This window comes from Brevundimonas sp. M1A4_2e, from assembly GCF_053345555.1.
In genome coordinates this window covers 22,999-35,814 of sequence record NZ_JBKFAI010000004.1, presented here as the reverse complement: position 1 = coordinate 35,814, position 12,816 = coordinate 22,999, and the positions used below count along the sequence as shown (strand labels likewise).

The 12,816-nt window shown below is 67.9% G+C and carries 14 protein-coding genes; 7 read left to right on the top strand and 7 right to left on the bottom strand.

Features of this window, described 5'->3' with window-relative positions; translation table 11 throughout:
• Position 1 precedes the first annotated feature (1 nt).
• From lptB to ptsN, 4 genes are all read left to right on the top strand, one after another.
• Positions 2–802, top strand: a complete 801-nt coding sequence (gene lptB, locus ACLBV5_RS09440; RefSeq protein WP_447605497.1) for an LPS export ABC transporter ATP-binding protein — start codon at positions 2–4, stop codon at positions 800–802.
• 113 nt (positions 803–915) lie between these two features.
• Positions 916–2,442: an RNA polymerase factor sigma-54 gene (rpoN, locus tag ACLBV5_RS09435; RefSeq protein WP_447605496.1), complete on the top strand. Its 1,527-nt coding sequence runs from the start codon at positions 916–918 to the stop codon at positions 2,440–2,442.
• 76 nt (positions 2,443–2,518) lie between these two features.
• Positions 2,519–3,166: a ribosome hibernation-promoting factor, HPF/YfiA family gene (hpf, locus tag ACLBV5_RS09430; RefSeq protein ID WP_025977763.1), complete on the top strand. Its 648-nt coding sequence runs from the start codon at positions 2,519–2,521 to the stop codon at positions 3,164–3,166.
• 79 nt (positions 3,167–3,245) lie between these two features.
• A complete protein-coding gene (ptsN, locus tag ACLBV5_RS09425; protein ID WP_025977764.1) occupies positions 3,246–3,710 on the top strand; it encodes a PTS IIA-like nitrogen regulatory protein PtsN in 465 nt (154 codons plus the stop codon).
• Between the two features lie 53 nt (positions 3,711–3,763).
• On the opposite strand, the gene ACLBV5_RS09420 is transcribed toward ptsN, so the two are convergent.
• Both ACLBV5_RS09420 and ACLBV5_RS09415 read right to left on the bottom strand, forming a co-directional pair.
• A complete protein-coding gene (locus ACLBV5_RS09420) occupies positions 3,764–4,018 on the bottom strand; it encodes a DUF1150 family protein (RefSeq protein WP_003169641.1) in 255 nt (84 codons plus the stop codon).
• A gap of 59 nt (positions 4,019–4,077) precedes the next feature.
• The gene (locus ACLBV5_RS09415; RefSeq protein ID WP_025977765.1) at positions 4,078–4,500 is read right to left on the bottom strand and encodes an Hsp20 family protein; all 423 of its coding nucleotides are present in this window, start codon (positions 4,498–4,500) and stop codon (positions 4,078–4,080) included.
• Positions 4,501–4,722: 222 nt separating this feature from the next.
• Between ACLBV5_RS09415 and ACLBV5_RS09410 the strand changes: the two genes are divergently transcribed.
• Together ACLBV5_RS09410 and ACLBV5_RS09405 are read left to right on the top strand one after the other, a co-directional pair.
• A complete protein-coding gene (locus tag ACLBV5_RS09410; protein WP_025977766.1) occupies positions 4,723–5,397 on the top strand; it encodes an OmpA family protein in 675 nt (224 codons plus the stop codon).
• Between the two features lie 139 nt (positions 5,398–5,536).
• Positions 5,537–5,659 carry a hypothetical protein gene (locus tag ACLBV5_RS09405; RefSeq protein WP_268750894.1) on the top strand — a complete coding sequence of 41 codons (123 nt, stop codon included), beginning with the start codon at positions 5,537–5,539 and terminating at the stop codon, positions 5,657–5,659.
• A gap of 10 nt (positions 5,660–5,669) precedes the next feature.
• Here the strand turns inward: ACLBV5_RS09405 and ACLBV5_RS09400 are convergent, their stop codons facing one another.
• On the bottom strand, positions 5,670–6,986 hold the full coding sequence (locus ACLBV5_RS09400; RefSeq protein ID WP_447605495.1) for a UDP-glucose dehydrogenase family protein: 1,317 nt from the start codon (positions 6,984–6,986) through the stop codon (positions 5,670–5,672).
• A 174-nt stretch (positions 6,987–7,160) separates the two neighbouring features.
• Positions 7,161–8,315, bottom strand: a complete 1,155-nt coding sequence (locus ACLBV5_RS09395) for an OmpA family protein (protein WP_064108297.1) — start codon at positions 8,313–8,315, stop codon at positions 7,161–7,163.
• Between the two features lie 201 nt (positions 8,316–8,516).
• Here ACLBV5_RS09395 and ACLBV5_RS09390 point away from each other — a divergent pair, with 201 nt between their 5' ends.
• Complete coding sequence (locus ACLBV5_RS09390) at positions 8,517–8,663, top strand: hypothetical protein (RefSeq protein WP_447605494.1); 147 nt, start codon at positions 8,517–8,519, stop codon at positions 8,661–8,663.
• A gap of 73 nt (positions 8,664–8,736) precedes the next feature.
• On the opposite strand, the gene ACLBV5_RS09385 is transcribed toward ACLBV5_RS09390, so the two are convergent.
• The 3 genes from ACLBV5_RS09385 to otsB are packed head-to-tail and all read right to left on the bottom strand — an operon-like array spanning position 8,737 to position 12,669.
• Positions 8,737–10,113, bottom strand: a complete 1,377-nt coding sequence (locus ACLBV5_RS09385) for an alpha,alpha-trehalose-phosphate synthase (UDP-forming) (protein WP_253121829.1) — start codon at positions 10,111–10,113, stop codon at positions 8,737–8,739.
• Positions 10,110–11,894, bottom strand: coding sequence for a glycoside hydrolase family 15 protein (locus ACLBV5_RS09380; protein WP_447605493.1), 1,785 nt, complete (start codon positions 11,892–11,894; stop codon positions 10,110–10,112). Before ACLBV5_RS09380 ends, ACLBV5_RS09385 begins: the two co-directional genes overlap by 4 nt.
• Positions 11,884–12,669 (bottom strand): trehalose-phosphatase, encoded by a 786-nt coding sequence (otsB, locus tag ACLBV5_RS09375; RefSeq protein ID WP_253121839.1) that lies wholly within the window; start codon positions 12,667–12,669, stop codon positions 11,884–11,886. The genes ACLBV5_RS09380 and otsB overlap by 11 nt, the downstream gene beginning before the upstream one ends.
• Between the last annotated feature and the right edge of the window lie 147 nt (positions 12,670–12,816).

Genomic DNA, 12,816 nt, shown 5'->3' with positions numbered 1-12,816 from the left:
CGTGGCGCGCAAGGAACTCTCCGCCCTGAACCTGGACGCGCCGGTCGTCGAACCGACGGCGACGGCGGTCGAGGACGCGCGCCCGACAGGCCTGCGGGTCGAGCACATCGCCCGCAGCTTCGGCCAGCGGCAGGTGGTGCGCGACGTCTCCCTGAACGTCCAGCGCGGCGAGGTCTGCGGCCTGCTGGGGCCCAACGGGGCGGGCAAGACGACCTGCTTCTACATGATCACCGGCCTGATCCCCGCCGACAGCGGCTCGATCTGGCTGGACAACGAGGACATCACCCGGCAGCCGATGTACCAGCGGGCCCGCATGGGTCTGGGCTATCTGGCGCAGGAAGCCTCCATCTTTCGCGGCATGACGGTCGAGCAGAACGTCAAGGCCGTGGTCGAACTGCGCGAGAAGACCGCCGCCGGCGCGCGCGACGAAACGTCCCGCCTGCTGGAGGAGCTGCGCATCGACCACCTGCGCCACGCCCCGGCCACCGGCCTGTCCGGCGGCGAGCGGCGCCGCGTCGAGATCGCCCGCGCCCTGGCCGCGCGCCCCAGCTTCATGCTGCTGGACGAGCCGTTCGCCGGCATCGATCCGCTGGCCATCGCCGATATCCGCCAGGTGATCCGCTATCTGTCGAGCCAGGGCATCGGCGTGCTGATCACCGACCACAATGTGCGCGAGACGCTGGACATCATCGACCGCGTTTCGATCATCTCGTCGGGCGCGGTCCTGTTCGAGGGCACGGCGGACGAAGCCGTCGCCGACGCCGAGGTGCGCCGCGTCTATCTGGGCGAGATGTACGGCTGAGACGCCGCGAGGCGCCCCCGGCTGCGGCGCCTGATCACCGCCCGTTAACGGCTCTGCCCCATCATCCCCAGCAAGAAGCGGGCCACTTGGTGCGCAGGCGGGGTTGAAGCGACGTGATTGGTCAGAGGCTGGAGGTCAGGCAGGGGCAGGGGCTGGTCATCACGCCCCAGCTGCAGCAGGCGATCAAGCTGCTGCAACTGTCGAACCTGGAGCTGGAGGCCTTCGTCGAGGCCGAGCTGGAACGCAATCCCCTGCTGCAACGCGACGAGGCTGACGCCGGAGGGGACAGCGCCCCAGACTCCGCGAGCGACGCCGTCACCGACGCCGCCTCGGACCACGGCGGCGAGGCGGAACTGAGTTTCGTCGAGGGGTCCGACGCCCACGCCCAGAACATGGACGCCGCCTCGGACGATCTGTACGGCGACGCCGCGCCTGGCGAACGGGTCAGCGACCGTCAGGAGGACGGCGCCGCCCAGCCCGGCCTGAACGACTGGTCCCGCACGGGGGCCGGCGGCATGGCTGACGGCGAAGAGCGCGAGCGCCCCGATCATCGCGACCTGACCCTGTGGGAGCATCTGCAGGCCCAGGCCTCGGCGGCGGGCCTGTCGGCGGCCGACCACGGCATCGCCCTGACCCTGATCGACGCCACGGACGAAGGCGGTTATCTGCGCGCCGATCTGGCCGAGATCGCCGAGCGGCTGGGCGTGGACGTCGCCCGCGTGGAAGCGGTTCTGAGCGTCTGCCACGGCTTCGAGCCGACGGGGGTGATGGCCCGTTCGATCGCCGAATGCCTGACGATGCAACTGGTCGAGCGCAACCGTTTCGATCCGGCGATGGCGGCCCTGCTGGAGAACCTTGAGCTGCTGGCGCGGCGCGACCTGACCGCCCTGCGCAAGGCGTGCGGCGTCGACGGCGAAGATCTGGCCGAGATGGTCGCCGAGCTGAAGGGCCTGACGCCGCGTCCCGGCGCCGGGTTCGGCGGGGAACCGGCGCAGACGGTCGTGCCCGACGTTCATGTGCGCCCCGACCCGGCCGGCGGCTGGCGGGTCGAGCTGAACGCCGACACCCTGCCCCGGCTGCTGATGGACAAGCGCTATCATGCGGTGATCGCGGCGGGCGCCCGGTCCGACACGGAGAAGACCTTCGTCGCCGACTGCGCCGCCCAGGCCAGCTGGCTGGTCAAGTCGCTGGATCAGCGCGCCAAGACCATCCTCAAGGTCTCGTCGGAGATCGTGCGCCAGCAGGACGCCTTCCTGGCCTTCGGCGTCGAGTTCCTGCGTCCGCTGACGCTGAAGACGGTGGCGGAAGCCATCGAGATGCACGAGTCCACCGTCAGCCGCGTCACCTCGAACAAATACGTCTCCACCCCGCGCGGGGTGTTCGAGCTGAAGTTCTTCTTCACCGCCGCCATCCAGTCCAGCGACGGCGGCGCCGCACATTCGGCCGAAGCGGTCCGTCGCCGGATAAAGACCATGATCGACGCCGAGGACGCGGACGGCGAGGTGCTGAGCGACGATCGGATCGTCGAAATCCTCAATGAGGCCGGCATCGACATCGCCCGGCGCACGGTCGCCAAGTACCGGGAAACCTTGAAAATTCCGTCGTCCGTCCAGCGCCGTCGCCTGCTCAAGACCGCCTGATCACGCCCCCGCCAAGCTTCACCACAAATCGGTGATCGACGTTGACACCAAACGCGGTCCGTCGCGTTGTAGGGCTATGCAGATACAAGTCAGCGGCAAACAAGTGGATGTCGGCGAAGCGCTAGGCTCGCGCATCTCCCAGGAACTCGAAGAGGGCATCGGCAAATATTTCGCCCGCGGCGCCCAGGACGCCGAGGTCGTGGTCTCCAAAGACCGCCATGGTTTCCGCGTAGACTGCTGGGTGCGTCTGGCTTCGGGCCAATCGCTGGTGACGACCGGTTTCGGCGGCGACGCCCAGGCCGCTTTCTCCGACAGTCTGGACAAGCTGGAGAAACGGGTCCGCCGCTATAAGCGCCGCCTGAAGGATCACCATATCGGTCCCAAGGGCCTGTCGCCCGAAAAGACCGAGGACGCGGCGCGCGAAGTCGCCGCCCTGACCATCTTCCGCGATCCCGATTCGGTCGAGGATGAAGAGTTCGGCGACGCGGGCCGCCCGGACGAGCCGCCTCCGGTGGGCATGGTGATCGCCGAGACCCAGTCCGAGATTCGCACCCTGACCGTGGGACGCGCCGTGGCCGAACTGGACATGACCGGCTATCCCCTGGTGATGTTCCGCAACGCCGCCCACGGCGGCTTGGCCGTGGTCTATCGCCGCCCTGACGGCAATGTGGGCTGGATCGACCCGGAGCGTACGGTGAACGGCGCGGTCAAACGGGTCGGCTGAAACACTTCCTATGGAAGGGCGAAGGCGCTATTAGGCCCTCGCCCTTCCGCACATGTCGGGTACCGTTTTCGGGGTAGTCATGGACATTGCTGATTTGCTGTCGCCGGACGGGATCGTCCTGCGAGGCGGCGCCTCATCCAAACGTCAGGCGCTGCACGCCGTCGCCGAGGCCTTCGCCAGCGCGACGGGAATGGACGCCGAGCGCGCCTTCGAGGCCCTGCTGGAACGCGAAGCCCTCGGCTCGACCGGCCTGGGATCCGGCGTCGCCGTGCCGCACGCCCGCATCAAGGGGCTGGAGCAGGTGTGCGCCGTCTTCGTCCGTCTGGATACGCCGGTCGCCTATGAATCGCTGGACGATCGTCCGGTCGATCTGCTGTTCGCCCTGTTTGCGCCGACGGATGCCGGGGCCGAGCACCTGCGCGCCCTGGCGGCGGTGTCGCGCGCCCTGCGCTCGCCGGAGCTGCGCGAGCAACTGCGCCAAGCGCGCACCGTGGACGCCATTCGCGCCCTGTTCGTCAAGGACGTGTCCAAGACGGCCGCCTGACCGGCCAAAAGGCGCGGCGCCCGGCGGCCCGCGCCTTTATTCTTCCAGCAAAATCAATGGACCGAGACCGGCTCCAGTTCGTGCGCGACGGCGGCGGCGAAGGCGGTTTCGCGATCCAGCATGACGGCCAGACGCTCCCCGTCGGCGCCGTGCACCGCGTACAGGATCTGGTCCGGGTCGATCTCGATGTCCGCCGCCGGCTCGACGTGGGCGTCGGCCATCACGTCCGAGGCGCGGATGGCGCGGACGTAGACGAGATCGGGGGCGCCGAAACCGGCGAAGTCCTTCTTGGTCATGATGGGCGTCATAAGACCGCCTCCTTACGCTTGACTGAACGCCCGGAAAGCCGAGCGGTTCGACGGCTTTTTCAGCCCGTCGTGGTGATGGGGATGCGCCGCACCAGCTTTTCCTGTTCCGGGCGGATCAGGTCGACGTGCAACAGGCCGTGCTCCAGCTGCGCGCCGGAAATCTCCAGCCCGTCGGCCAGGACGAAGCTGCGCACGAAGCCGCGCGCGGCGATCCCGCGATGCAGGAAGGCCTGAGGGTCGCGGCCTGCATCCTCGCGCTTGCCGGTGATGGTCAGCTGGCGCCCCTCGACGGTGACGGACAGATCGTCGGGCGTGAAACCGGCCACCGCCAGCGTGATGCGGACGGCCGCCTCGCCGATCTGTTCGACGTTATAGGGCGGATAGCTCTCGCCTGCCGCCTTGGCGGCGCGGTCGATCAGGGCTCGGGTTTGGTCGAAGCCCAGCAGGAAGGGGCTGTCGAACAGCAAGGCGCGGGTGGTCATGGGGTCCTCATGGGAAAGCGACCTCGGCCGTCCGGCGCCTCCCGCGATCGGCAAAGCGCCTGGCCGCTGTTACAGATGGGGGGCCGGGGCCGCGCGGTCAACGCTCGCCGCAGTCGCAACCGCTGTGAAAACCGCGCCGGTTCCGTTCATGACGGGTACAGATTGGAACCTTCACCATATGGCGGCGTTCCTGCGACCGGATCACTATCGAAAGGATCACCTATGCGCGCCAAGCTTGCCGTCACAGGCCTGAGCATCGCCGCCCTGCTGGGCGCCGCCGCCTGCACCACCACTGACCCCTACAGCTCTGCGCCGCGTCGCAACAACACCGGCACGGGCGCCATCGCCGGGGCCGTCGGCGGCGCCCTGCTGGGCTATCTGACCAACACCTCCAGCGGCGAACAGGGCCGCAAGAACGCGCTGATCGGCGCGGGCGTCGGCGCCCTGGCCGGGGCCGGCGTGGGCCAATACATGGACCGCCAGCAGCGCGCGCTGGAAGCCGAGCTGTCGGGCACCGGCGTCGGCGTGGCGCGCCAGGGCGACAACCTGGTCCTGCGCATGCCGTCGGACGTGACCTTCGCGTCCAGCCAGTCGTCGCTGGACGCCCGCTTCCTGCCGGTGCTGGACGACGTGGCCCGCGTGCTGAACGAGTATGACCGGTCGATGGTCGACGTCATCGGCCACACCGACTCCTCGGGCGGTGATGCGATCAACCAGCCCCTGTCGGAGCGCCGGGCGTCGTCCGTCGCCTCCTATCTGATCGACCGCGGCGTGATGCGCGAGCGCCTCTACGTCGCCGGCATGAGCGCCCGCAATCCGATCGCCTCCAACGATACGGTCCAGGGCAAGGCGCAGAACCGCCGGGTCGAAATCCTGATCCGTCCGTTCACCGGCTGATCCCGACGCCGGGTTGAGGATGCAGGGCGGCCCTTGAACCGGGCCGCCCTTTTTCTTTGAACCGCCTTGCCCCAAGCCGGTTCGCCTATTGCGGTTCCCTGTCCGCGCGGCTTTGGTGTCCGCGGTCAGGGAGCTTCACATGGATGACGACGCGGCGGGTCGGGCGCTGGGCAGGGCGTTGAGGCTTGGCGCCACAGCGGCGTTCGCCGCCGTGGTCACCGCCGCCGTCGTCATCGCGGCGGGACGGGCCCTGTTCTTCTAGAAGCCGTTGATCAGGCGGCGTGGTCGGGTCGGCCGATCGACGTATAGCGGAAGCCCCGCGCCTTCATGTCGTCCGGGCGATAGACGTTGCGCAGATCGACCATGACCGGCTGCTTCAACAGCAGCTTGACCCGGTCCAGATCCAGCGCGCGGAACTGGTTCCATTCGGTCAGGATCACCGCCACGTCGGCGCCCTCGACCGCGTCATAGGGGCCGCTCTTGAAGACGACGCCGTCCAGAAGCTTGGCGGCCTCCTCCATGCCCTCGGGGTCGAACGCCTGAACCGTCGCCCCGCGCGCGATCAGGGCCGGCGCGACATCCAGGGACGGCGCATCGCGCATGTCGTCGGTGTTCGGCTTGAAGGTCAGGCCCAGCAGGGCGACCGTCCGCCCCTTCAGATCGCCGCCCAGCGCCTCGGCCACGCGGTCGGCCATCGCCTTCTTGCGGGCGTCGTTGATGGCCACCGTCGCCTCGATGAGGCGAATCGGCGAGCCGGCGTCGGTCGCCGTGCGCACCAGGGCCAGGGTGTCCTTGGGAAAGCACGACCCGCCATAGCCCGGCCCGGCGTGCAGGAATTTCGAGCCGATGCGATTGTCCAGACCGATGCCCCGGGCCACCTGCTGCACATCGGCGCCGACCGCCTCGCACAGGTCGGCGACTTCATTGATGAAGGTGATCTTCATCGCCAGGAAGGCGTTGGCCGCGTATTTGATCAGCTCGGACGTGCGGCGGCCCGTGAACATGATCGGCGTCTCGTTCAGGTTCAGCGGGCGATAGAGTTCGGCCATGACGGCGCGGGCGCGCTCGTTGTCCGTGCCGACGACGACGCGGTCGGGGCGCTTGAAGTCGCCGATCGCGGCGCCTTCGCGCAGGAATTCGGGATTGGAGACGACGGCGAAGTCGGCGTCGGGACGGCGTTCGCGGATGATGCGCTCGATCTCGCCGCCGGTGCCGACCGGGACGGTCGACTTGGTCACCACTACCGTGAAGCCCTGCATCAGATCGGCGATCTCTTCGGCCGCCGCATAGACGTAGGACAGGTCCGCGTGGCCGTCGCCGCGCCGCGAGGGGGTGCCGACGGCGATGAAGACGGCGTCGGCCCTGCGGATGGCCTCGGCGCCGTCCGTGGCGAAGGACAGGCGCCCGTCCTTGACGTTGGTCGCCACCAGATCGTCCAGGCCCGGCTCATAGATGGGCATGATGTTCTGGTGCAGGCGGTCGATCTTGGAGGCGTCCTTGTCGACGCAGGTCACCGTGTGGCCGAAATCGGCGAAACAGGCCCCAGACACCAGGCCGACATAGCCCGTTCCGATCATGGCGACGCGCATCAAAGCACTCCTCTAGAAGTCGTCCTCAGCAGATAGCCGTCGATGAAGACAGGCGCCAGCAAGGGCGGCTTTGGCGCAAAGAAAAAGGACGATCGGCCCCTGCGGGCTGACCGTCCTTGATCTTATCGACGCTTCTTGGTCGCGGGGGCCGGGATGAACCGGCCCCCTTGAGCCTTAGAAGTTGATGTCGACGGTGGCGCGGCGGTTCAGCGGCTCGCGCACGCCGTCGCCGGTGGCCTTGGCCGGGGCGGTTTCGCCCTTGCCGTCCAGCGAGATCACGCCGCCGTTGACGCCTTGAGCGACCAGGGCGTCAGCCACGGTGCGCGCACGGCGGTTGGACAGGCCCATGTTGTAGGCCGCGTTGCCCGAGGTGTCGGTGTGGCCGACCACCAGCACGCGCGTCGGAGCGCCCGACTTGGCGTAGTTGGCGGCTTGCGTCACCACCGAGCGGGCTTCCGCCGTCAGGTCCGAACGGTCGAAGTCGAAGTAGACCACGAACTGACGGGCAGCCGGCTTGGCCGGAGGCGGCGGAGGCGGCGGCGGGGGCGGGGGCGGGGGAGGCGGCGGGGGCGGCGGCGGCGGGGGCGGCGGCGGCGGGGCGACCGGCTCGGCGCCGAACGCATAGCGCAGGCCCAGCGTCACGGTGTGCGACTGGTCATAGTCGCCCGCCAGGGTGCCGAACGGAATGGCTCCCGTGCCCGAGGTGCGGGTGTCGAACTCCATGTCGCCCGTCAGGTAACGGTACGTCAGGTCGACGTTGGCGCGGTCCGAGACGGCCCAGGCCAGACCGGCGATCGCCTGGGCGGCGAACTTGGTCGAGCTGTCGTCAGCGCCGAAGGTCACGCCCGGCGTCTGACGCAGGCGGCCGACGGTGTCGGTGTTGACGCGGTTGACGCCCACGCCCAGGCCGACGAACGGACGCAGGGTCCAGTCCGGCGTGCCGAAGTCATAGATGACGTTGGCCATCAGGGTGGTCGACGTGATGTCGCCTTCCGGCGAGTGGCACGGACCGGTGGCCGGCGTCAGGTTGCACAGGCCCTGCGGACCCGAGACGGCGCGCACGGTGCCGATGTCGCCCGAGCGGTAGCCGCCTTCGAGTTCAGCGCGCCAGTTCGGGTTGAAACGGTAGCCCAGGCGAGCAAAAGCCGCCCAGCCGTCGTTGACTTCCCAGTTCCAGTTGTGGCCGGTCGCCGAGGCTTCCGTATTGATGTCGTCGATGATGTGGTAGCCGGCGTCGATCGCGCCGTACCAGCCATCGGGCTCAGCCGATGCAGCGCCGGCTGCGAACAGCCCGGCCGCAGCGACACTGGCCAGAAGTTTCAGCTTCATGGTGTCCTCACACTCCTTAGTTAATCCGATAGCCGACACGTATCCCGCGAAGGCGCTCCAAACCCGAACGACGTTGCAGTGCGGCAGTTCCCTCTTCTAGCGCTGATTGTGGCGACTGTGGCGCCGTTTCAACACAAAAAGCCATTCCCGCCCCGGGGTTAGACAACAGAGCTTCACTGTCTGGACCAAGCTGAACGAGCGATGAACCTGCCGACGCTCGGACAGATTATCTGCGGGGTCATAACCGGCGTCGGCGATGAATTCCACAGCATCCCGCCACAGATCGTTCAAGGCCAGACGTTCAGGACGCTCAATCGCCACGACCTGCCCTCTGCATCCGCCGCTTAAAGGGTCATAGCCAGAGGAGTTCGCCGCATTGCCGCCCCGCCGCACCGCGCAAATGAGGCGTTGCGCTGCACGCCTAGCTCTCTGCCAGCAGAGCGCGCACGAACTGATCGCGCCAGTGGGCGACGTCGGTGTCGCGGACAACCTGCATCAGCGCCTTCCACTTTCGAATGCGCTCTTCCCGGGGCATGGTCAGGGCCTTGTGGATGGCGTCGGACAGTTCTTCACGGCTGAAGGGGTTGACCAGCAGGGCCTCGCCCATCTGTTCAGCGGCGCCGGCGAAGCGGGACAGGATTAGCACCCCGGGATCGTCGGGGTTTTGGGCCGCGACGTATTCCTTGGCCACCAGGTTCATGCCGTCCCGCAGCGGAGTCACCAGCCCGACCCGGGCGGCGCGATAGATGCCCGCCAGCTGGTCGCGTCGGAAGGTCCGGTTCAGATAGCGGATCGGCTGCCAGTCCATGTCGGCGTAGGCGCCGTTGATGCGTCCGGCCAGGGCGTCCAGCCGCGCCCGGATGTCCTGGTAGGTATCCACGTCGTCGCGCGAGATCGGCGTCACCTGCAGCAGGAAGACATCGCCGCGCATCGACGGATTGTCTTCCAGGAATTGCTCATAGCCAAGCAGGCGCTGTTCCAGCCCCTTTGAATAGTCAAGCCGGTCCACCCCCACGATCATGGAGCGGAAGGCGGCGCTGGCCGCGATCCGGTCATAGGTCTTCTGGCCCAGCAGGGAATCGCGCGCCGCCAAGAAACCGTCCACGTCGATGCCGATCGGAAAGACGCCGAGTTGGACGCTGCGGTCGAAGGCTTCGACCCGGCCGCCGGGTCCGACCACGCCCTTGGCCTCGACCTCGACGTAGCGCTGGAACAGCTCCATCCACTCGCGGGTCTGGAAGCCCAGCAGGTCGAAATGGAACATGGATTTCACCAGCCGGCGGTGATGCGGCAGGGTGACGAGCAGTTGCCGCGCAGGCCAGGGCGTATGCAGGAAGAAGCCGATGCGGTTCTTCACGCCCAGCCGGCGCAGGTCCCGCGCCATCGGAATCATGTGGTAGTCGTGAATCCAGATCACGTCGTCGGGCTGGAGCAGGGGCTGCAGCACCTCGGCGAAACGGCGGTTGGTGCGCTCATAACCCTCGCCATAGGACCGCTCATAGGCGGTCAGGTCGACGCGGTGGTGGAACAGCGGCCACAGGGTCTTGTTGGCGTAGCCGTTGTAATATTCATCGACATCCTGCGGCTCCAGATCGACGGTGGCCACCGTGACGCCGGCGCGGTCTTCGATGTTGAGCTCGCCGGTGAACCGCTCCACGGTCTCGCCCGACCAGCCGAACCACAGCCCCTCATATTTCCGCAGCGCCGCCGATAGGGCCATGGCCAGCCCGCCCGCAGAGCCCGCCGCCGGGTCTTTCGGCGCGGAGACGCGATTGGAGACGACGATCAGGCGGCTCATCGGGCGTCCTGCCACGAACGACTGAGCAGGACCGCGCAGTTGATGATCCCGACCAGGGAATAGGTCTGAGGGTAGTTGCCCCACAGCTCGCCGTCCTGGATCGAAATGTCCTCGCTGAGCAGGCCCGCATGGGTGCGGCGGCTGAGCATCTCCTCGAAGATGACGCGCGCCTCCTCGACCCGGCCGTTCAGCGCCAGCGCCTCGATGTACCAGAAGGTGCAGAAGTTGAAGGCGGTCTCCGGCTCGCCAAAGTCGTCCGGGTGGATGTAGCGGAACAGATAGGGACCGCGCTTCAGGTCGCGCTCGATCGCCTCGAAGGTCTTCACCTGGCGCGGATCGCGGGCGTCGAGGAAGCCCAGGTCGGTCATCTGCAGCAGGGCGGCGTCCAGTTCCGTCCCGCCGAAGCTGGCGGCGAAGCGACCCTCGTCGGGCAGATAGGCCTCGGCCTCGATGCGCTCGCGGATGACGCGCGCCCGCTCGCGCCACACCTCCCAGCGGTCGTTCAGGCCCAGGTGATGCGCCGCGCGGGCCAGGCGGTCGCAGGCCGCCCAGCACATGACCGAGGAATAGGTGTGCACGCGGGCGATGGTGCGGAACTCCCACAGGCCGGCGTCGACCTGATCGTGCATGGCGAAGGCGCGGTCGCCGACCTTTTCCAAAGCGCGGAAATCCTCGACCGTGCCGGGACGCAGCAGGCGCTGATCGAAGAAGGCCTGGACCAGGGGCAGGACGATCTGGCCATAGACGTCATGCTGAAGATGCTCATGCGCCTGATTGCCGACGCGCACCGGCTTCATGCCGCGATAGCCTTCCACGCTGTCGACGATGCGTTCGACGATGGCGGGCTCCAGCCCCACGCCATAGACCGGCTGTACATGGCCGCCCGCCGAGGCGTCGACCAGATTGCGCAGATAGCCGAGGTAGTTCTCCAAGATGTCCACCGCGCCCAGCCGGTTCAGCGCCCGCACCGTGTAATAGGCGTCGCGGATCCAGCAGTAGCGATAGTCCCAGTTGCGCCCGCTCTCGGGGAACTCGGGCACCGAGGTGGTCATGGCGGCGACGATGGCGCCGGTCTCTTCATAGACGCACAGCTTCAGGGTGATGGCGGCGCGGATCACCGCCTCCTGCCAGTCCAGCGGCAGATAGAGGGTGCGGGTCCAGTGCTTCCAGTGGGCGATGGTCAGGTCCAGCGCCGCATTGACGCCCGCCAGCACCGCCTGATCGTAGCCTTCGTCCGGGCCGAGGAAAAAGGCCATCTCTTCTTCCAGGCGGAAGGTGCGCTCGTTCAGAACATGGCTGACGGGACAGTTGGTGGTCAGGCGCAGGGTCACGTCGCTGCACAGATAGCGGATGTGATTGGAGCCGGAAGTCCGCTCAGCCGCGCGCGCGCCCCAGTCCGCCGAGGGGCGCAGCCGCACGGTGATGCGCGGCGAGCCCGACAGGGGCCGCACCACCCGCGCAAAGGCGGTCGGCCGATAGATGCGCGAGTGCTTCAGATGGCGGGGGCAGAAGTCGATGATCTCGACGGCGGCGCCGTCCGCGGCCGTCATGACCGTGCGCAGAACGGCTGTGTTGCGAACATAGGCCTGTTCGACCGAGGCCAGGCCCTCCAGCTCGATGGCCCAGAAGCCGTGCTCTGGCGCCTCGCCGTCCATCAGGGCGGAAAAGACCGGGTCGTCGTCGATCCGCGGCGCGCAGGCCCAGACAAAGCGGCCGCGCCGCTCGACCAGGGCGCTGACGGAGCAGTTGCCGATGGGGGCGAGGTCGAGGTCAGGCTTCATGGCGAGCCTCCTTGTGAGCGTCTGCGGCGACGGCTTCCAACCAGTCGAGAACGTCGGCGACATCGGCCAGTTGATAGCGGGCGGCGGTTGGCCGCGACGGCCCGACCAGCACGCCGAACCCGCCCAGGTCCTGCGCCGCCTCGAACCCGGCCTCGTCGGTCAGATCGTCGCCGACCATGACGGGCGTCGCGCCGAGGAAGGGCGGTTCCTGCATGAAGGCGCGAACCGCCGTGCCCTTGTCCGCCCCGGGGGTCTTCAGCTCCAGCACCATGGAGCCCGGCTGCAGGGTCAGGCCCGTTGACGCCGCAAGATCGGTCGCCAGCCGCGTCGCCGCGTCGCCCTCCTCCGGAGCCTGGCGGAAGTGCAAACCCGCCGACAGGCTTTTATCCTCGACCAGGACGCCGGGACGGGCGGCGGCGAAGGCGTGGAAGGCCTGCAGCGCCTGCTTGATCGCCGGGGACGGATCCGCGCGCAACAGGGCGCCGTCGTCGCGTCGGCGTTCCAGGCCATGCACGCCCGAAGCGGCGCGCGCGGCGCCGTCGCTGATCCGGTCGATCTCCGCAAGCGTGCGGCCGCTAACGACGGCCGCGCGTCCCTGCAGGGCCTGCGTCAGCCGGGTCAACACCGCCGTGCGGCGCGCGTCCGGCCCGACGGCGTCGGGCGTCGGCGCAAGGGGGGCGAGGACCCCGTCGAGGTCGAGAAACAGGGCTGCGCTGGGCAAGCAGACGGGCGGGTGAGGCAGGCGCGGGGGAGCGGCCCCCTGAGCATCGGACATCAGGCTGAGGTTTCGACTTTCCCATTAGTGAGATCGTCACAACGCGCGAGCACCGCAAAGGTTGTAAAAGATTCTCAACGGGCTGGATCGAAACGTTTTGTCCGGTGCTTTTCCGACCACGCCATTGTGTAGAGCAGCTTATTGGGG

Coding starts and splice junctions, on each gene's coding strand:
- ptsN (WP_025977764.1), top strand. CDS start 3,246: ATGGACATTGCTGATTTGCTGTCGCCGGACGGGATCGTCCTGCGAGGC.
- ACLBV5_RS09415 (WP_025977765.1), bottom strand. CDS start 4,500: ATGACCACCCGCGCCTTGCTGTTCGACAGCCCCTTCCTGCTGGGCTTC.
- ACLBV5_RS09390 (WP_447605494.1), top strand. CDS start 8,517: ATGAACCTGCCGACGCTCGGACAGATTATCTGCGGGGTCATAACCGGC.
- ACLBV5_RS09400 (WP_447605495.1), bottom strand. CDS start 6,986: ATGCGCGTCGCCATGATCGGAACGGGCTATGTCGGCCTGGTGTCTGGG.
- ACLBV5_RS09410 (WP_025977766.1), top strand. CDS start 4,723: ATGCGCGCCAAGCTTGCCGTCACAGGCCTGAGCATCGCCGCCCTGCTG.
- ACLBV5_RS09380 (WP_447605493.1), bottom strand. CDS start 11,894: ATGAAGCCTGACCTCGACCTCGCCCCCATCGGCAACTGCTCCGTCAGC.
- ACLBV5_RS09405 (WP_268750894.1), top strand. CDS start 5,537: ATGGATGACGACGCGGCGGGTCGGGCGCTGGGCAGGGCGTTGAGGCTT.
- ACLBV5_RS09420 (WP_003169641.1), bottom strand. CDS start 4,018: ATGACGCCCATCATGACCAAGAAGGACTTCGCCGGTTTCGGCGCCCCC.
- otsB (WP_253121839.1), bottom strand. CDS start 12,669: ATGTCCGATGCTCAGGGGGCCGCTCCCCCGCGCCTGCCTCACCCGCCC.
- ACLBV5_RS09395 (WP_064108297.1), bottom strand. CDS start 8,315: ATGAAGCTGAAACTTCTGGCCAGTGTCGCTGCGGCCGGGCTGTTCGCA.
- ACLBV5_RS09385 (WP_253121829.1), bottom strand. CDS start 10,113: ATGAGCCGCCTGATCGTCGTCTCCAATCGCGTCTCCGCGCCGAAAGAC.
- hpf (WP_025977763.1), top strand. CDS start 2,519: ATGCAGATACAAGTCAGCGGCAAACAAGTGGATGTCGGCGAAGCGCTA.